At 71.6% G+C, this 16889-nt stretch carries 19 protein-coding genes and 2 tRNA genes; 6 read left to right on the top strand and 15 right to left on the bottom strand.

Annotated features, from left to right (window positions below; translation table 11 throughout):
- The first annotated feature begins 12 nt into the window (after positions 1-12).
- Positions 13-1452 carry an amidase gene (locus AB0J71_RS10725; protein ID WP_352321014.1) on the top strand — a complete coding sequence of 480 codons (1440 nt, stop codon included), beginning with the start codon at positions 13-15 and terminating at the stop codon, positions 1450-1452.
- Here the strand turns inward: AB0J71_RS10725 and AB0J71_RS10720 are convergent.
- The 4 genes from AB0J71_RS10720 to AB0J71_RS10705 all read right to left on the bottom strand — a co-directional run bounded on the left by AB0J71_RS10720 (position 1449) and on the right by AB0J71_RS10705 (position 7084).
- Positions 1449-2294 (bottom strand): aldehyde dehydrogenase family protein, encoded by an 846-nt coding sequence (locus AB0J71_RS10720; protein WP_352321012.1) that lies wholly within the window; start codon positions 2292-2294, stop codon positions 1449-1451. The two genes, AB0J71_RS10725 and AB0J71_RS10720, sit on opposite strands and share 4 nt — an antisense overlap.
- A 179-nt stretch (positions 2295-2473) precedes the next feature.
- On the bottom strand, positions 2474-3892 hold the full coding sequence (locus AB0J71_RS10715) for an aldehyde dehydrogenase family protein (protein WP_352321010.1): 1419 nt from the start codon (positions 3890-3892) through the stop codon (positions 2474-2476).
- 84 nt (positions 3893-3976) lie between these two features.
- Positions 3977-6844, bottom strand: coding sequence for an AAA family ATPase (locus tag AB0J71_RS10710; protein WP_364413788.1), 2868 nt, complete (start codon positions 6842-6844; stop codon positions 3977-3979).
- A gap of 93 nt (positions 6845-6937) precedes the next feature.
- Positions 6938-7084 carry a hypothetical protein gene (locus AB0J71_RS10705; RefSeq protein WP_352321007.1) on the bottom strand — a complete coding sequence of 49 codons (147 nt, stop codon included), beginning with the start codon at positions 7082-7084 and terminating at the stop codon, positions 6938-6940.
- Between the two features lie 209 nt (positions 7085-7293).
- Between AB0J71_RS10705 and deoC the strand changes: the two genes are divergently transcribed.
- Positions 7294-8223: a deoxyribose-phosphate aldolase gene (deoC, locus tag AB0J71_RS10700; RefSeq protein WP_364413786.1), complete on the top strand. Its 930-nt coding sequence runs from the start codon at positions 7294-7296 to the stop codon at positions 8221-8223.
- 59 nt (positions 8224-8282) lie between these two features.
- On the top strand, positions 8283-8918 hold the full coding sequence (locus tag AB0J71_RS10695; protein WP_364413784.1) for a hypothetical protein: 636 nt from the start codon (positions 8283-8285) through the stop codon (positions 8916-8918).
- On the opposite strand, the gene AB0J71_RS10690 is transcribed toward AB0J71_RS10695, so the two are convergent.
- The 8 genes from AB0J71_RS10690 to AB0J71_RS10655 all read right to left on the bottom strand — a co-directional run bounded on the left by AB0J71_RS10690 (position 8915) and on the right by AB0J71_RS10655 (position 14103).
- The gene (locus AB0J71_RS10690) at positions 8915-9481 is read right to left on the bottom strand and encodes a TMEM165/GDT1 family protein (RefSeq protein WP_352321001.1); all 567 of its coding nucleotides are present in this window, start codon (positions 9479-9481) and stop codon (positions 8915-8917) included. The genes AB0J71_RS10695 and AB0J71_RS10690 overlap by 4 nt on opposite strands.
- A 225-nt stretch (positions 9482-9706) precedes the next feature.
- Positions 9707-10807, bottom strand: a complete 1101-nt coding sequence (locus AB0J71_RS10685; RefSeq protein WP_364413782.1) for a UDP-N-acetylmuramate dehydrogenase — start codon at positions 10805-10807, stop codon at positions 9707-9709.
- Between the two features lie 136 nt (positions 10808-10943).
- Positions 10944-11849 (bottom strand): hypothetical protein, encoded by a 906-nt coding sequence (locus AB0J71_RS10680; RefSeq protein ID WP_364413780.1) that lies wholly within the window; start codon positions 11847-11849, stop codon positions 10944-10946.
- A 99-nt stretch (positions 11850-11948) separates the two neighbouring features.
- On the bottom strand, positions 11949-12377 hold the full coding sequence (locus AB0J71_RS10675) for a MaoC family dehydratase (protein ID WP_364413778.1): 429 nt from the start codon (positions 12375-12377) through the stop codon (positions 11949-11951).
- A gap of 1 nt (position 12378) precedes the next feature.
- On the bottom strand, positions 12379-12828 hold the full coding sequence (locus tag AB0J71_RS10670) for a MaoC family dehydratase N-terminal domain-containing protein (protein ID WP_352320994.1): 450 nt from the start codon (positions 12826-12828) through the stop codon (positions 12379-12381).
- Positions 12829-13026: 198 nt separating this feature from the next.
- On the bottom strand, positions 13027-13191 hold the full coding sequence (rpmG, locus tag AB0J71_RS10665; RefSeq protein ID WP_019632658.1) for a 50S ribosomal protein L33: 165 nt from the start codon (positions 13189-13191) through the stop codon (positions 13027-13029).
- Between the two features lie 71 nt (positions 13192-13262).
- Positions 13263-13336, bottom strand: a tRNA-Met gene (locus AB0J71_RS10660).
- A 446-nt stretch (positions 13337-13782) separates the two neighbouring features.
- Positions 13783-14103 carry a hypothetical protein gene (locus AB0J71_RS10655; protein ID WP_352320992.1) on the bottom strand — a complete coding sequence of 107 codons (321 nt, stop codon included), beginning with the start codon at positions 14101-14103 and terminating at the stop codon, positions 13783-13785.
- Positions 14104-14336: 233 nt separating this feature from the next.
- Here AB0J71_RS10655 and AB0J71_RS10650 point away from each other — a divergent pair, with 233 nt between their 5' ends.
- Positions 14337-14882, top strand: a complete 546-nt coding sequence (locus tag AB0J71_RS10650) for a hypothetical protein (protein ID WP_364413776.1) — start codon at positions 14337-14339, stop codon at positions 14880-14882.
- A gap of 278 nt (positions 14883-15160) precedes the next feature.
- Positions 15161-15373, top strand: coding sequence for a hypothetical protein (locus AB0J71_RS10645; RefSeq protein ID WP_364413774.1), 213 nt, complete (start codon positions 15161-15163; stop codon positions 15371-15373).
- Positions 15374-15435: 62 nt separating this feature from the next.
- Here AB0J71_RS10645 and AB0J71_RS10640 read toward each other — a convergent pair whose 3' ends face one another.
- The 3 genes from AB0J71_RS10640 to AB0J71_RS10630 form a co-directional block, all read right to left on the bottom strand.
- A complete protein-coding gene (locus tag AB0J71_RS10640; protein WP_352320986.1) occupies positions 15436-15615 on the bottom strand; it encodes a hypothetical protein in 180 nt (59 codons plus the stop codon).
- 148 nt (positions 15616-15763) lie between these two features.
- Positions 15764-15836 (bottom strand) — tRNA-Thr (locus tag AB0J71_RS10635).
- Positions 15837-15876: 40 nt separating this feature from the next.
- On the bottom strand, positions 15877-16107 hold the full coding sequence (locus AB0J71_RS10630) for a transposase (protein ID WP_352320984.1): 231 nt from the start codon (positions 16105-16107) through the stop codon (positions 15877-15879).
- A gap of 133 nt (positions 16108-16240) precedes the next feature.
- Here AB0J71_RS10630 and AB0J71_RS10625 point away from each other — a divergent pair, with 133 nt between their 5' ends.
- The gene (locus tag AB0J71_RS10625) at positions 16241-16876 is read left to right on the top strand and encodes a hemerythrin domain-containing protein (RefSeq protein WP_352320982.1); all 636 of its coding nucleotides are present in this window, start codon (positions 16241-16243) and stop codon (positions 16874-16876) included.
- Positions 16877-16889 lie beyond the last annotated feature (13 nt).

Raw genomic sequence — 16889 nt, 5'->3', positions numbered from 1 at the left:
CACACTCTAGACATGTTGTGGGCAGGCAGGACCGCCATCGAGATCGCGGCGGCCGTCCGGCGCGGCGACGTCACGGCCACGACCGTCGTGGCGGAGCACCTTCGCCGCATCTCCGAGCGGGATTCCCGGGTGGGCGCCTTCCGGCTGGTCAGGAAGCAGGCGATGAACGAGGCGCGGGCCGTGGGCGACCGCCGCGACCTCGCCGACCTGCCGCTCGCCGGGGTCCCGGTGGCGGTCAAGGACAACCTGGAGGTGGCCGGCGAGCCCACCCGCGGCGGCTCGGCGGCCACGTCCGGCGCGCCCGCCCGGGAGGACCATCCGGCCGTGGCCCGCCTGCGCGCGGCGGGCGCGGTCATCGTCGGGCTGACCAACCTGCCGGAGCTGGGGCTGGTCGGCTTCGGCGACAGCCCGTACGGCGTCGTGCGCAACCCCTGGAACCTCGCCCGCACCGCCGGCGGCTCGTCGTCGGGCAGCGCGGCGGCGGTGGCGGCCGGGATGGTGCCGATCGCGCTCGGCAACGACGGCATGGGGTCGCTGCGCATCCCGGGCGCCTGCTGCGGCGTGCTGGCCGTCAAGCCGGGCACGGGCCTGGTCCCGCCGCCCGCCGACGACTGGGACGGGCTCACCGAGAACGGCCCGCTCGCCACGACCGCGGCCGACCTGTCGCTCGCGCTGTCCGTCCTGGCCGCTGACCCGGCGCTGGCCGAGGCGTGGCGCACCGGCCACCGGGTCGAGCCGAAGCCGCGCATGCTGCGCTCGGTCTGGGCCGACGACGAAGAGGTGTGGGAGCCGCAACCGCCGCAGGACAGCCCCGAGCCGTTCGACCTGCGGGTTGCCTACGCCCCCCAGCCGATGCCGCCGGGCCTGCCCGTGGACCGGGAGTTCCAGGCGGCGGTGCGAGCGGCCGCCGAGACGTTGCGGCACGCCGGGCACACCGTCGTCGAGCACCCGCACCGCCTGCCCGCCTGGCTCGGCCCCGCCGGGGTGGCCACCTGGCTCGGCCGGGCCGCCGCCGCCGTCGACGGCCTCGATCCGCACGCGCTGGAACGGCGTACCCGCGCGCTGGCCCGCGCCGGCCGCGCGCTCACCAGGATCGGCCTGGACGGCCGGCGCGGCCGCGAACGCTGGAGCGGCTACGGCGCCGACACCTGGTTCGGCGACGCCGACGTGATGATCACGCCGGCGCTCGCCGCCCTGCCGCCGCGCGCCGACCGCTGGGGCGGGCGCGGCCTGCTGGCCAACCTGCTGGCCAACGTCAGGTACGCGCCCACCACGGCTGCGTGGAACCTGTGCGGCTGGCCCGCGATGGCCGTGCCGGTCGCCACGCACTCCAGCGCGCTGCCGATCGGCGTGCAGCTCGTGGCGCCGCCGGGCGGCGAGCCGCACCTGCTGGCCCTGGCCGCCCAGCTCCAGGCGGCCCACCCGCCGCTACGCCCGCCCGGCTTCTCCTAGACGCCGGCCGGGTGCCAGACGGTCTTGGTCTCCAGGAACCGGGTCATCCGGCCGAGCCCCGGATCGGCCGTCCAGTCCTCGCGCACGGGACGCAGCACGCGCTTGAGGTTCTCGGCCGCCTCCTGCTCGCAGCGCAGCGCCAGGTCGGCGTCCTCGACCCCGGTGAGGTCGAGCGCGTTGACGTCCATGTGCGCGGCCAGCCAGGGCGCCAGCTCGGCCTGCTGACCGGTCAGGATGTTGACCACCCCGCCCGGCAGGTCGGACGTGGCCAGCACCTCGGCCAGCGTGATCGAGGCGAGCGGCGAGGGCTCGGAGGCGACCACGACGCACGTGTTGCCGGTGACGATCACCGGCGCCACCACGGACACCAGGCCGAGCAGCGGATCGGCGGGCGCCACCACGGCCACGACCCCGGTCGGCTCCGGCGAGGACAGGTTGAAGTACGGCCCCGCCACCGGGTTCGCCGACCCGCGCACCGCCGTGATCTTGTCGGACCAGCCCGCGTACCAGACCAGCCGGTCGACCGCCGCGTCCACCGACTCCAGGGCGGCCTTCTTGCCCAGGCCCAGCTCCTCGGCGAACTGCCCGCGCCGCCCCTCCAGCATCTCGGCGACGCGGTAGAGGATCTGCCCCCGGTTGTAGGGGGTCGCGCCGGACCAGCCGGGGAACGCCTTGCGCGCGGCCACCACGGCGTCGCGCGCGTCCTTGCGCGAGGCGCGCGAGGCGTTGGCGAGGAAGTCGCCCTTGGGCGAGGTCACGGGATAGGACCTCCCACTCTCCGAGCGCGGGAAGGCCCCGCCGATGTACAGCTTGTAGGTCTTTCTGACGGACAACCTACTCATCGCCCCGACCTCTCCACGTGGACTCCTGCGACGTCTGGACCGGGGCGAACACCTGGCCGCACCTGCTGACGCCGCAGCGGTGGGCGTACCAGCCGACGCGTACGGGCCGGCCGGCGCGGGCGAAGGCGTGCCCGCGGGTGGCCTGGGCACGCCGCCCGGACCGCCCGGAACGGCGATGATCACACGTCAAGGTAGGCCTCCAGCCCGGCGAGCCCGCCCTCACGGCCGTACCCCGACTCCTTGTAGCCGCCGAACGGCGAGGTGGGGTCGAACTTGTTGAACGTGTTGGCCCAGACGACCCCGGCCCGCAGCCGGTCGGCCATCCACAGGATGCGCGAGCCCTTCTCGGTCCAGACCCCGGCCGACAGCCCGTACGGGGTGTTGTTGGCCTTCTCCACGGCCTCGGCCGGGGTGCGGAAGGTCAGCACGGACAGCACCGGCCCGAAGATCTCCTCCCGGGCGATCCGGTGGGACTGGGCGACCCCGGTGAACAGGGTGGGCGGGAACCAGTAGCCGCGGTCGGGCAGCTCGCACGCGGGCGACCAGCGCTCGGCGCCCTCGTCGGCCCCGGCCTCGGACAGCTCGCGAATCTTGGCGAGCTGCTCGGCCGAGTTGATCGCGCCGATGTCGGTGTTCTTGTCCAGCGGGTCGCCGAGCCGCAGCGTGCCGAGCCGCCGCTTCAGCGCCTCCAGCAGCTCGTCGTGGACGGACTCCTGCACCAGCAGCCGGGAGCCCGCGCAGCAGACGTGGCCCTGGTTGAAGAAGATGCCGTTGACGATGCCCTCGACCGCCTGGTCGACGGCGGCGTCCTCGAACACGATGTTCGCGGCCTTGCCGCCGAGCTCCAGCGTGAGCTTCTTGTCGGTGCCCGCGACCGCGCGGGCGATGATCCGGCCGACCTCGGTCGAGCCGGTGAAGGCCACCTTGTTCACGTCGGGGTGGGCCACCAGGGCGGCGCCGGTGTCGCCCGCGCCGGTCACGATGTTGACCACGCCGGGCGGCAGCTCGGCCTGCCGGCAGATCTCCGCGAACAGCAGCGCGGTCAGGGGGGTCGTCTCGGCGGGCTTGAGCACCACCGTGTTGCCGCAGGCCAGCGCGGGAGCGATCTTCCAGGCCAGCATGAGCAGCGGGAAGTTCCACGGGATGACCTGCCCGGCCACCCCCAGCGGCTTGGTGCCGAACCCGGCGTAGGCCAGCTTGTCGGCCCAGCCCGCGTAGTAGAAGAAGTGGGCCGCGACCAGCGGCAGGTCGACGTCGCGCGACTCGCGGATGGGCTTGCCGTTGTCGAGGGACTCCAGGACGGCCAGCTCGCGGGCCCGCTCCTGGATCAGGCGCGCGATGCGGAACAGGTACTTGGCCCGCTCGGCGCCCGGCAGGGCGCTCCACACGCCGAACGCCTTGCGCGCCGCCTGCACGGCCCGGTCGACGTCGTCGGAGGAGGCCGAGGCGACTTCCGCCAGCTTCTCCTCCGTCGCCGGGTTGACCGTCTTGAAGGGGGAGCCGGAGCCGTCCACGAACTCACCGTTGATGAACAACCCGTACGACGGCTTGAGATCGACAATGTCGCGCGACTCTGGCGCGGGTGCGTAGTCGAACATCGCCGTCACGCCAGGGTGAGGTATAGGGACATCACCTTGCCAGCGTAGACGGTCGGTCCGAGTGCTCAGAGGGGCCCGGAGCTCCTAGGACAGGAGTGACAGGCGATGCGCCGCCGCGGCGGCCTCTCCGCGCGTGGTGACACCCAGCTTGGCCAGGATGTTCGAGACGTGCACACTGACGGTTTTCGCCGAGATGAACAGTTCGGCGGCGATGTCGCGGTTGGTGCGGCCCTGGGTCACCAGGCGCAGCACCTCCAGCTCACGCGGCGTCAGCAGCTCCGACGGCGTCTCCTGGGCCTGCGGGCCGCCGCCCACGCGGCGCGACAGCGCCTCGATCTCCTCGGCGAGCGGGGTGGCGCGCAGCGCGGCGGCGAGCGGACGCGCCTGCCGGAGCCTGGACGCCGCGCCCTCCCTGTCACCGCTCCTGGCCGCGACGCCGGCCGCCCGCAGCAGCGCCTTGGCCTGGTTGTGCGGCCGCATCAGCCGCTCCCACGCCGCCGCCGAGGCGTCGAAGTCACCGCTGTAGGACAGCCGGTACGCCTCCGCCACCGGCCCGCTGATCGTCAGCTCGGCCGCCACTTCCGCGGCGTGCGCCCGTACCGCGGCGGTCCGGCCGGGTTCGAGGTCCTCCGCCGCGTCGCAGACCGTGCGCAGCAGGGAGAGCAGCCGCCAGCCCAGCATGGCCTTGCTCGGCAGCCTGGGATGCGACAGCGCCCGCTCGGCCACGGCCAGCGCCGCCCACGGCTCGCCCTTGAGCAGGTGCCAGCCGATGTGCAGGCGCGCGTTGCTGATCACGTCCTGGACGAAGTCCTCGGGACGGTCCTTGAGCACGCCGATCTCCGACAGGATGCCCTCGACGTGCTGCAGGTCGCCCCTGGCCAGCCCGATGTCGGCGCGCACGCGCAGCAGCGCGTACTGGGTGCGCAGGACGGGCCCGTAGTTGAGCGCGCTGTCCACGAGGTCGAGCGCCTCGTCCCAGCGGCCGAGCGACTCCAGCGCCTCGGCCCAGTTGTTGAGGATGAACAGCCCGCTGCCGCGCAGCCTGCCGTACTTCTTGGCGTACTCCCAGCCCTGCTCCGACAGGCGCAGGGCCTCCTCGGCGCGGCCCATGTCGATGAGGGAGTCGATGTTGTTGCCGATCGCCCTGATGATGATGCGGCCCGAGCTCTCGGTCTTGCCGAGCGCCATCGCCTGCTCGTTGACGGCGATGACCTGCTCCAGCTCACCTCTGAGGGAGTGGCCGAGCGCCAGGTTCATCAGCAGGTCGCCTTCGAGGCACTTGTCGCCGGACCGCCTGACCAGGTCGAGGCCCTCGTGGATCAGCTCCTCGCCCTCGGCGATCTGGCCGCGGAGCATGAGCTGCCTGCTCAGCGGCATGACGACCTCCGCGCGCACCGGGCCCGGCTCGGGCACCAGCCGCAGCGCGTGCCGGAGCAGCTCGATCACGCCCATCTGGCCCTTGGACGCCTTGAACGACGCCTGCCGCACGATGAGCTGGGCCACCCGGCCCGGCTCCTCGGTCTCGTCCAGCTCGGCGAGGGCGGCCTTGACGAACTTCACGCCCTTGTCCACCTCGCCGCCGGCGTTCGCGGCCTCGGAGGCGCGTTCGAGCACGGCGGTGTGGTCGACGCCGATGCGCCGGGCGGCGTCGGGGACCCGGTCCCAGAGCATGAGCACGCGTTCCAGCAGCGGCACGGCCTCGGTGTAGGCGTACGCCTTGAACGACTTCTGCGCGGCCTCCCAGGCCGAGACCAGGGCCCAGAGGTCGTTGCGGGCACCGTACCAGTGGTGGGCCAGCTCGACGGCGGCCCGGCCGGGCGGGACGAGCGAGCGGTCCTTGGAGATCTCCTCGGCGTACCGGGAGTGCAGGCGCTGGTGCTCGCCCGGCAGCAGCTCCTCGTGCACGGCCTCCTGGATCAGCGCGTGCCGGAAGACGTAGGCGCGGTTGTCGGCGATCTGCAGCACGTTCCCGGCGATGGCGGGACGCAGCGCCGCCTCCAGCTCGATCTCGGACAGCCCGCTGACGGCGGCCAGCAGCGCGTGGCCCACCCGGTTGCCGCCGGCCGCGGCCATGCGCAGGACGCGCTGGGTGTCCTCGGGCAGCCGTTCGACGGCGCTGAGGATGAGGTCCTGCATGGACTCGGGGAACGTGCAGTCCTCGCCGCCGTCGAGCAGCGCCTCCACGAACAGCGGAATGCCCTCGCTGCGTTCGTAGACTTTCTGGACCTTCACATATTCCGGCGCGGCGCCGAGGATGCCGGCCATCTGCGCGGCCACCTCGTCGCGCGACAGGCGGGGCAGGTCGAGGCGGTGGACGCCGTTCACCCGGCCGAGCTCGGCCAGCACGGGGCGGAGCGGATGTTGCCGGTGCAGGTCGTCGGAGCGGTAGGTCATGACGATGAGCACCTGCGGGGCGTGCAGGTTGCGGCTGAGGAACGCGATCAGGTCGCGGCTGGAGCGGTCGGCCCAGTGGATGTCCTCGATGACGAGGACCGTGGGGCGGCTGTCCGCGAGGCGTTCGAGAAGGGTGAGGAACTGCTCGAAGAGCCGGGCGCGGCCCGTTTCCGTCTCCCCGTCGCCGCTGGGCTCGCCGAACTCCGGCAGCAGCCTGGCCAGGTCCCGCTGGGCGCCTTCGGGCAGCAGCGCGGCCACCGCGGCGGGGCCCTGCTCCCTGACGAGCTGCCTGAGCGCGGCGGTGAAGGGCGCGTAGGCAAGGCCCTCGGCCGACAGCTCCACACAGCCGCCGACCAGCACCTGCGCGCCGTCGGCCACGCAGGACTCGGCGAAGCGCTGCACGAGCCGGCTCTTGCCGACCCCGGCCTCCCCGCCCATGAGCACGGCCGTCACCGTGCCCTTACGTGCCTCGTCGAAGCTCTCTGCGAGAGCGGCGAGCTCCTCCGCCCGCCCGACGAAGACGGGACTCACCGAACGTCCCAGCATGTCGTTCAGCATGCCATGCCCTATCAATCAGTTTCGACGGGGTTTAGGGGGGTGCAGAGGCCCGGCCGCCACAACTGATGACGCGGCCGGGCTCTCTGGGGGCGGTCATGACGAACGGCGCTTGCCGAAGACCGAGCGACGCTCGGCCTTGTTTCCCTTCATCGCCTCGCGTACTCGGCGGTGCTCGGCGGCGGCCCGCCGGAGCTCGCTGGCGTGGGACTTCATGAGCTCGTACTCGAGTTCGGGGTTCACGGTGTTCTCCTGAACATTTGCTGCTTTTTCCTGACATCTTCAATGTTCGGCCTAAGTCCCGGCCCGCCACATCAGGTGGATGTCCTATCTGCGGGCGTACGCGGGGCCGGACATACCTAGGGCGGCGCCCGCCCCGCCTTAGGCGGCGTTCCCGTCCGTCCGGTTTGGAGGTAGTGGCCCTGGTCGGCGATGCTGTGAAGGTGTCAACTGTGACTACCTCGCTCGCGGACGTCGCCTCGTCCCACGCGACGCTGCGCGCCTTCCTGCACGGCCTTCCCGGAGTCGACCGGGTGGGCGCCGACCAGCGGGCGGCCATGCTCGGCACCCGTTCCATCAAGACCACGGCCAAGGCCCAGGCCATCGACCTGGCCATCTCCATGGTCGACCTGACGACGCTCGAAGGCGCCGACACGGCGGGCAAGGTGCGGGCCATGTGCACCAAGGCCGTGCACCCGGGCGGGGGCGCCCCCAAGGTGGCGGCGGTCTGCGTCTATCCCGACATGGTGGAGGTGGCCGTCCGGGCGGTGGCCGGTTCGGGGGTCAAGGTGGCCTCGGTCGCCACCGCGTTCCCCAGCGGGCGTTCCCCGCTGGAGGTCAAGGTGAGCGACACGGCGCTGGCCGTGGCCGCGGGCGCCGACGAGATCGACATGGTGATCGACCGCGGCGCGTTCCTGTCCGGCGACTACATGAAGGTCCACGACGAGATCGTCGCGGTCAAGGCCGCCTGCGGCGCCGCGCACCTGAAGGTGATCCTGGAGACGGGCGAGCTGGCGACCTACGACAACGTGCGCCGGGCGTCCTGGCTGGCCATGATCGCGGGCGCCGACTTCATCAAGACCTCCACCGGCAAGGTGTCACCGGCGGCCACGCTGCCGGTCACCCTGATCATGCTGGAGGCGGTGCGCGACTTCCGCGACACCACCGGCCGCCAGGTGGGCGTGAAGCCGGCCGGCGGCATCCGCACGACCAAGGACGCCATCAAGAACCTGGTGCTGGTCAACGAGACGGCGGGCGACGACTGGCTGTCCCCCGACTGGTTCAGGCTGGGCGCGTCCTCGCTGCTCAACGACCTGCTCATGCAGCGCCAGAAGCTCGCCACCGGCCGGTACGCGGGCCCCGACTACTTCACCCTCGACTGACGGCGACGGCCCTCGGGCGGCTCTACGAGGTGTTCGGAGCCGTCGCGAGGCCCACTAGCGTGCCCGGCTGCCCCCACTGCGTCGAGCCGGGCGAGCAGGCGTGCCTGCTGTCCGGCCCCGTCTCGGCGATCGAGGCCGGCTCGCTGGCCCGTTACGCGGCCAAGGCGCTCACCACGTGGGGGGACGTCCCCGCCTTCCGCTACTTCCTGCCGCGCCTGCTCGAATGCGCGGCGGCCGACGCGTTCTCCTACCCCGACCCGGAGATCGTCCTCGGCAAGCTCACCGTCGCCGGCTGGCACGGCTGGCCGGCCGGCGAACGCGCGGCCGTCACCGCGTTCCTGCACGAATGGTGGCTCGACACGCTGCGCCGCCATCCCTCCCGCCCACCGGCGGACACGGTGTTGTGCGCCGTCGCCGCCACCGGCGTCGACCTGACGCCCTTCCTCGACGCCTGGGCCGCGCTGGAGAACGAGGCGGCGATCGCCCACCTGCGCGACTTCGTCACCGACGGCCTGTCGGGGCGGCGGCTGACCAACGCCTTCTGGGATCGCGACGCCCCCGCCCACGCCCAGGTCCTCGCCTGGCTCGGCGACGGGCCCGCGGCCCGGGCGCTGGAGGCCGCCTTCGCCCGGGAGAGCCGCGAGCCGGTGCTCGGCCTGCTCGCCGACGTCCACGGACGGCTGCCGCGCTCCTAGATGAGCGCCTCGACCAGCAGGATGACGCCGAACACCGCGAACGCGGCGGCGGCGCCGTACCGGATGACCTTCTCGGGGAGGTGCTTGCCGAGCAGGCGGCCCACCAGGATGGCCAGGGCGTCGGCGGCGACCATGCCCACGGTCGAGCCGATCCACGTGCCGACCCAGCCGTGCTGCGTGGCCAGGGTGATCGTGGCGAGCATCGTCTTGTCGCCCAGCTCGCTCAGGAAGAACGCCACGGTCACCGCGACCAGGACGTTCCTGGTCGTCTTGCGGGCCTTGTCCTCCTCCTCCTCGGTCAGCTCGTCGCCCCGCAACGTCCACAGGGCGAACCCGAGGAAGGCGATGCCGGCCACGATCGAGATGGCCGTCGTCGGCAGCGCCTTCCCGACCAGCCCGCCCACGGCCACGCTCAGCAGGTGCACGACGGTGGTGGCGATGGTGATGCCCGCAAGCACGGGCCAGGGCTTGAAACGGGTGGCGAACGTCATCGCCATGAGCTGGCTCTTGTCACCGAGCTCGGCCACGAAAATGACCGCGAGACTGATCCAGAACGCTTCCAACCGGTCCTCTTTCCCGCGACCAGACCGGAAGCAGGCACCCGGGGGATCTTCGGGCACGACTTTCGGCCCGGCAGCGTCTTTGTCCATGACTGCCAGGCCGAAGGTCTCGTCCGCCCGTCAAGGCCCGTGTGACCGGGCGCGATCACGCGCCAGTATGTCGATCACACGATTGGGACTACTCCCCTTCGGAATTACCAACACACCATAACAGCCCACGTGAAGCCGTCATTCCGCCGGCTGTTCCCCCGGCTCGGACACCGCTTCCGCCCCCGGCTCGGCCCCCGGCTCGGCCGCCAGTGTGCAGCCGACCAGCACCGGCTCGTTGACCAGCGTCACGCCGAACTTCTCCCGCACCCCGTCGCGCACCTCCGCGGCCAGCGCCAGCAGGTCGGCCGTGGAGGCGGCGCCCGCGGGGTTGGTGAGGGCCAGCGTGTGCTTGGTCGAGATGCGCACCGGGCCGCGCTCGTAGCCCTTGGGGAAGCCCGCCTGCTCGATCAGCCAGGCGGCCGGCACCTTGACGCGGCCGTCGGGCAGGTCCCAGCGGGGGTGGCCGGGAGCACGTCCGGCCAGCTCGGCGGCCTCCTCGGCGGTCAGGATCGGGTTGGTGAAGAACGAGCCCGCGCTGCGGCTGTCGGGGTCGGCCGCCGGGTCGAAGACCATGCCCTTGCCCCGCCGCAACCCCAGGACGGCCTCACGGGCCGGCCCGAGGGGCACGCGGCCGCCGAGCTCCACCCCGAGCCGCCCGGCCAGCTCCTGGTAGGCCACCGGGCCGGACATGTCCGACACGTCCAGTGCGTACGTCACGGCGAGCACCACGTGCCGCGACAGGTCCCGCTTGAACGCGCTGTCGCGGTAGGAGAACCCGCACTGACGCGCCTCCAGGTCGACCACCTGCCGGGTGAGCCGGTCGTAGGCCCGCACGCACCTGATGGTCTGCGCCACCTCCTGGCCGTACGCGCCGACGTTCTGGATCGGCGTCGAGCCCACCAGGCCCGGGATGCCGGACATGCACTCGATGCCGGACCACCCCTCGGCCACGGCCCGCTCGACCAGCGGATCCCAGTCCTGGCCGGCCTCGACCGTGAGCAGCACCTGCTCGCCGTCCCTGGAGACCGTCACGCCCTGGGTGGCCACCTTGACGACCAGGCCGTCGAAGCCTTCGTCGCCGATCACCACGTTGCTGCCGCCGCCGAGCACCAGGGTCGGCACGCCCTTCATGTCGGCCTCGGCGACGAGGGACACGAGCTGCTCCGCCGTGACCGCCTCGGCGAAGTCGCGGGCGGGGCCGCCCAGGCCCAGGGTGGTGTGCGACGCGAGCATCTCCATGGCCACCAAGCTTATGAGCCCCCCAGCCCCCACGACACCGTCCCGAACCCCCTGCGGCTCCCACAACCGCACCCCCCACCCGTGCACGCGCCCGCGCCGACGCCGCCGATCGGTTCTCCGGGGGGCGAGGGCGGGGTCAGCTGTGGAGGGGCTGGTCGCTGCGGCGGGTGGAGTCGAGCCGGCGGACCGGGAGGGGGCCCTCGGGCACCACGAGGCCGCCTTCCAGCGCGTACGAGAACTCCAGGTCGGCCTCCTCGCCGCGCTCCGCGCCCTCGGGGAAGGCCCCCAGCGCCGCCGCCCTGCGCACCGCCATCAGGTCGCAGCGCAACGCCCCCACCCTGCCGGGCTCCTCGGCCTCGGCCGCCTGCCACCCCGCCGCCACCGCCCCTTCCACGATGGCCGCCACCAGCGGCGTCAAGGCGTCCCCCGTCAGCGCGAGCGAGGTCTCCATCAGCACGTGCACCTCGGACTCGTCCAGCCGCAACAGCTTGGTACGGCTCTCGCCCCACCCCGCCGTGCCCCCGGCCGCCCGCGAGGTCTCGGCGACGTGCCACACCACCATCCGCTCCGGATGCCGTTCGGCCAGCTCGTCCAGGACGTCTCCCGCGCCGTCGACGTTCCCCAGGTCGAGGGCGAGGATCCGGGCGTGCGTGTGCTCGATCACCGACTGGACGCACTCCAGCACGTCCCCGGGCCGGCCGTCCACCAGCAGCCCGGCGGAGACCGTCACGTCCTTGGTCTCGACGCGCTGGCGCTCGGTGTTGACGCCCAGGTCGTCCATGCGGTTCGTGGCGAGGGTGCCGTCCCAGACGCGCTGGGCGTGCAGCATCGTGTCGTCCGGGTCGCCGTGCTGGCCGGGGTCGCCGGAGAAGCCCAGCGCGGCGGCGGGGTTCCCGTGCGCGCCCGCACCCCTGGGCCGGGCGCGGCCCGTGCCGACGCCGGTGGCCGAACCGCCCGTGGTGTCCCGTCCGGTGCCGCTGCTGCCCCCCACCTGCTCAGGGGACGCCGGACGCAGGTGAGCGGGAGGCTTGGCATCGGTCACGGACGACACGGGGATGGAACGAACGGTGGGCCAGACCTGTCGCGCAACTTCACTCATAACAACACGGGCTACCCGCGACCCGCCCGACATATCACGGGATCAGGAGAGCTGTACCACCGCACGCGCCTTCGACAGGACCTTCGCGTCGCCCGCCTTGGCCGTCAGCCCGACGACCACCCGCTTGTCCTCCAGCTTCTCCTCGACGACCCCGCTCACCGAGATCGTCGCGCCCTGGTCGTCGTCGGGCACGATCACCATCGACGAGAAGCGCACGCCGAAATCCAGCACGGCGCCCGGATCGCCCGCCCAGTCCGTGACGAACCGGCCGGCCTGGGCCATCGTGAACATGCCGTGCGCGATCACGTCGGGCAGCCCGACCGTCCGGGCGAAGCGCTCGTTCCAGTGGATCTGGTTGAAGTCGCCGGAGGCGCCGGCGTACATGACCAGGTTCAGCCGCCGGACGTTGTAGCCCACGGCCGGGAGCTTCTGCCCGACCTCGACCTCGTCGTACCTCACCGTGGCCGCCATCTCAGCCCGCCCCTCCGCGCTCGACGATCGTGTTGTAGGTCGTGCAGACCGGCTCTCCGGCGACCGTCGTCACGTCGCTCCTGATCGTCAGCAGCTCGTTGCGTCCGGCGCTCCTGATGTCGGTGATCGTCGCGGTGGTGACCAGCTCGTCACCCGCGCAGACGGGCCTGACGTACTCGAACCGCTGCTCGCCGTGGACCACCATCGCGAGGTTCAGGCCCAGCTCGGGGTCGACCAGCGCCTCGCCGCCCGCCTGCAGGCTGAACACGATGGGGAACGTGGGCGGCGCGATCACGTCGGGGTATCCGGCGGCCCTGGCGGCCTCCCTGTCGCGGTAGACCGGGTTGTTGTCGCCGATCGCCGCCGCGAACTCCTTGATCTTCACCCGGCTGACCTCGTACGGGGCGGCGGATGGATAGGTCCTGCCCACGAAGTCACGGTTCAAGGCCATCAGTGCTCCCTCGGATGTCTTCAACGAGCGCTGCTGAGCCAGACGGTAACAGAACAAGGTTCGGCTGTCGCCGCTCATGGCGTGCTTTTTGCCGGGGCCCGGGTCAGCGCCTAGAAAGACGCCTCAAAGCAGGGAGAACACGACAAACCGGCGCCCCGTCCGGGACGCCGGTTGTGCGATATGGAGGCAGAAGTACCGCTAGCGGGTTTCGCGGTGCGCGCGGTGGCAGCGGCAGTTCGGGCAGTACTTCTTCAGCTCAAGCCGATCCGGGTCGTTGCGCCGGTTCTTCCGCGTGATGTAGTTGCGGTGCTTGCACTCCTGGCAGGCCAGCGTGATCTTCGGCCTAACGTCGGTGGCAGCCACTTGGGAGTGCCTTTCTACGTTCGGGACATGGACACACCCGTACCCAGGCCGACCGACCTGGGATTGGGTAGTAGCGGAGGCCGGACTTGAACCGGCGACACAACGATTATGAGCCGTTTGCTCTGCCTGACTGAGCTACTCCGCCTTGGCCGGAAACTCCCGGCCCGTAGAGGATACCCGAAGCTGGGAGCACATTAGTAACTCACCTGATCGGGTGGGGTGCTACCAGTATGCCCCAGGAACCTCCGACAACCGAAATCCGATCATGCCACCTGGGTCTCGCCTGGGGAATCACCCGCGGAGGCCACCGCCACACTAGCAGCCCCCCTTTGCCGGCGCGAACCTCCGGACCAGGCACGCAGCGACGAACGCACACCCGCTGCGCCCGTTCCCGCGGTGGTCCGAAGGGCTCCCCGGCGGCCGCCGGCGACGCCCGTCCGTACGGCGAACGGGCGTGCCCCCGGCGAACGCCGGCGGCGCGCCTCCACGCGGTGGGCGGACCCGCGCGGATGAGGATGGGCGACCCCAGGGTGGGCGCGAGGGGGCGCGGCGGACCCCCGTGCGACCGCACAGGGGGGCTGGGGCGGGGGGTTACGACTGGCGTTCGTCCACGCCTACGGCGCCGACGCCGCTGCCCCAGCTTGCGCATTTGCCCTCGGACCTGCCCGAGGCCCCGGGCCCGAGCGTGATCCACGGGCCGACGACGTCCGGGCTCCAGCCGCACGTGATCACGGCCCGGTAGACCCAGGTCTGGCCGGTCGGGTTGTGGCAGTCGGCGCGGCCGACGTAGCCGTCCTCCGGGGCCCGGCCGCTGTTGCACTGGAGGCTGCCGGCCGAGGCGGGGGCGGACGGGATGACAAGCCCGGATAGGACCGCGGCGACGCCGGCGGCGAGTGCCAGTTTCCTGTTCATGTCGTCTTCCTCTTCTGCTCGTTCTGCTTGAGCTGCTCGGGGTTTCGGCGCTGGTGTGCGCTCGATTGCCAGGAAAGCGACCGGGCGCCGGTGTCCAACAGCAGGGCGGACAGACTCGTCCGGAGTCGTCCACGCGCGAGCCCGACTCGGACGTCCCGAAATCCCTCCGGACACGTACGGTCATCGTTCGTACACTGGCGGGCAGGAAGAAGGCCGGGTCGGGGAGAGGGGCGATGGGCGAGGACCAGGAAGGCGCGGAACCCGGCGTGGAGTCGGTGAGCTGTCACGAGGGCCTGGCGAGGCTGCTCGCCGAGCAGTTCGCGCGGGCGGACGTGTCGTTGCGGGAGCTCCAGGCGCGGGCGGACACGGCGGGCGGACCCCGGCTTCCCCAGGCCACCTGTGCCGACATGCTGGCCGGACGGCGGTTTCCGAACAAGGCCGTGATGGTGTCGTTCCTGCTGGCTTGCGGGGTTCCCGAGCATCGGGTGCCGGAGTGGGAGCGGGCCTGGGAGCGCGTACGGACCAATCGCATGCCCCCGTCCGGCTTCCAGCTCACCCGGACGGCGCTGTCCCTCGGCGTTCCGCCCTTCGAGCATTCCGGGGTTCTCGACGTCGCCTCCGTCCATCCGCACGCCGATCCCCTCGGGGGCCTGCCTAGGCCGGGCGCCGCGCCTCCTGCGGTGCTGAACCAGGCGGACACCGTGCCCGTCGCCGGCCCCATCGCGCCTGGCCCGCCGCCCCTTCCACCAGCGGCACTCTCTCCGCCGACGGGCCCCTGACCAGGCCCCCCAGTCGCAGACCCCCTGGCCGACGCAATTCCGGCCGACAGTGCCCATCCGACGCGCGTCCGATGACTCGCCGCCGGGACGCCGACATCTCCGTGCAGCAGGGAACGCCGCCGCCGGCGAGCTCGCGTAACGCCACTACGCCGGGCAAGCGAAAGCTCCGGACGCTTCCCCGCGTCCGGAGCTTTCGGGTGTGGGCAACCAACCCTCACCGGCCTCCTGCCCGACGGTCCACATTCTATGCTTTTGTCCGTTTTGCGTAGAGTTGTGGCGTGACACGCTGGCACGGCCCCCGCGGCATCCTCGTCGAGATCATCACGCTCAGCGCGAGGCAGCGCATCAAGGTCACCCAGACCGTGAACGGCCGCCGCTACCTCCTCGGCTACTACGGCACCATCGCCCAGATCGTCCACCACGTGGACCTCGCCGACCTGGTCGAGGTGATCGACCTCCCCGCCTTCGCGTCCCGCAGGGCCAGAACGTGAGCAACCGCACGACACGAAAAAGCCGCCCTCCCCGCACGGGAAGAGCGGCTCGCCCGCAGGACCTACAGGTCCTTGCACCACATCCATTTGCCGTCGATCAGGCATTTGTGCCAGCCGTCGTTGGCCGGGTTCCACGCGTAGGCGGGACTGCTCGCCACGCTGATCGTCAGCACGGTCGAGACGGAGAGCAGGATCAGAGCCAGCGCCCGGCGCACGCCACGGGCCGCGAACATGTTTCTCATGACCGTCATGGAACACGCCCGCCCTTGGAGCCTTCTTGGGGCCGGCTGAAGCCCCACGACAAGCGCCGCCCAACCCGCACAACCCGCACAACGAAAAACGCCCGGCTCCAAGTCACCTTGGCCGGGCGTCATATCCGCTCATTACAAGAGCCCCCAAACGGAATCGAACCGTTGACCTTCTCCTTACCATGGAGACGCTCTGCCGACTGAGCTATAGGGGCCTGTCCGCTCGCTGCGGACAGGTGTAACCATACACGGCACTCAGCCATGATGCGAACTCGTACGGGCCTCCACCGCGCCGCCGGATCCGCGGCGCGCGGCGAGATCGACCACCTCGCACAGATCGGCCAGGTCGACGAGCGCGGCCACCTCCGCCACCGAACGGCAGTCGGCGACCAGCCACCCGTTCCTGCGCACCCGCAGCACCTGCCGGCCCGCCCGCATCGCCGGCACGACCTCGACGCCGTCGAGGCCGACCCATCGCCTGTCCATAGCGGCACACCCTAGCCGCCGGGTCTCTCAATTTCCGTCCGCCACAGGCGTTACCGCCATGCCAAGTCGGCACCAAGAGGTGTCTAAGAGCGGCGTCCCACTCTGGTGCCAAACGGACAGAAGGAGCACCGAAATGGCACCCAACATGCTCGGATTCCGCATCACGCACCGGGCCATGCGCGGGGACACCCGTCGTCTGGCCGAGGTGATGAGCGCGATCGCCGCCGGCGAGCAGCGGGCCGGTCAGGAGCGGCTGCGGGCGATCGCGACGTTCACCGCCAAGCTCTGCGCGGGCATCCACCACCATCACCAGGCCGAGGACAACGTGTTGTGGCCGGTCATCGTGCGCTCGGCGGGCGCGGAGGTGGACCTGAGCGACCTCACCGACGACCACGCGGCGCTCGACCCGCTGCTGGAGGAGATCACGACGGCCGCGGTCCAGCTAGGCTCCGACGGGCAGGCGGCCCGGCGGATGGCCAAGTCCCTGGCCGCGCTCGCCGACCTGCTGGACGAGCACATCGAGGAGGAGGAGCGGCTGATCTTCCCGGTCGTCGCCAAGTACGTCTCGGAGGCGGACTGGCAGAAGGTCGAGACCGAGGTCAGGAAGGGCGGGGACGCCCGGTTCGACCTGCCGAGGATCGCCCAGTACGCGCGGCCGGAGGAGCTGGCCGAGCTGCGGCGCCTGGCCGGGCCGGTGCTCGTGGTGCTGCTCGCGCTCATGGGCCGCGGCCACCGCCGCCGCCAAAGCCTGATCTTCGGCACGCCGTGAGCCCTCAGGGACC

Source organism: Nonomuraea sp. NPDC049637 (genome assembly GCF_040675235.1).
In the GTDB taxonomy this organism is placed as follows: Bacteria; Actinomycetota; Actinomycetes; order Streptosporangiales; family Streptosporangiaceae; genus Nonomuraea.
The sequence above is the reverse complement of the archived record's forward strand: the minus strand, read 5'-3'. Positions and strand labels throughout refer to the sequence as shown.

What these genes read in the sequence shown, in the direction of transcription:
- AB0J71_RS10685 (WP_364413782.1), bottom strand. Translation starts at nt 10,807, where the DNA reads ATGGAGATGCTCGCGTCGCACACCACCCTGGGCCTGGGCGGCCCCGCC.
- AB0J71_RS10630 (WP_352320984.1), bottom strand. Translation starts at nt 16,107, where the DNA reads ATGGACAGGCGATGGGTCGGCCTCGACGGCGTCGAGGTCGTGCCGGCG.
- AB0J71_RS10670 (WP_352320994.1), bottom strand. Translation starts at nt 12,828, where the DNA reads ATGGCCTTGAACCGTGACTTCGTGGGCAGGACCTATCCATCCGCCGCC.
- AB0J71_RS10655 (WP_352320992.1), bottom strand. Translation starts at nt 14,103, where the DNA reads ATGAACAGGAAACTGGCACTCGCCGCCGGCGTCGCCGCGGTCCTATCC.
- AB0J71_RS10725 (WP_352321014.1), top strand. Translation starts at nt 13, where the DNA reads ATGTTGTGGGCAGGCAGGACCGCCATCGAGATCGCGGCGGCCGTCCGG.
- AB0J71_RS10710 (WP_364413788.1), bottom strand. Translation starts at nt 6,844, where the DNA reads ATGCTGAACGACATGCTGGGACGTTCGGTGAGTCCCGTCTTCGTCGGG.
- AB0J71_RS10720 (WP_352321012.1), bottom strand. Translation starts at nt 2,294, where the DNA reads ATGAGTAGGTTGTCCGTCAGAAAGACCTACAAGCTGTACATCGGCGGG.
- AB0J71_RS10625 (WP_352320982.1), top strand. Translation starts at nt 16,241, where the DNA reads ATGGCACCCAACATGCTCGGATTCCGCATCACGCACCGGGCCATGCGC.
- AB0J71_RS10715 (WP_352321010.1), bottom strand. Translation starts at nt 3,892, where the DNA reads ATGTTCGACTACGCACCCGCGCCAGAGTCGCGCGACATTGTCGATCTC.
- AB0J71_RS10640 (WP_352320986.1), bottom strand. Translation starts at nt 15,615, where the DNA reads ATGAGAAACATGTTCGCGGCCCGTGGCGTGCGCCGGGCGCTGGCTCTG.
- AB0J71_RS10675 (WP_364413778.1), bottom strand. Translation starts at nt 12,377, where the DNA reads ATGGCGGCCACGGTGAGGTACGACGAGGTCGAGGTCGGGCAGAAGCTC.
- AB0J71_RS10650 (WP_364413776.1), top strand. Translation starts at nt 14,337, where the DNA reads ATGGGCGAGGACCAGGAAGGCGCGGAACCCGGCGTGGAGTCGGTGAGC.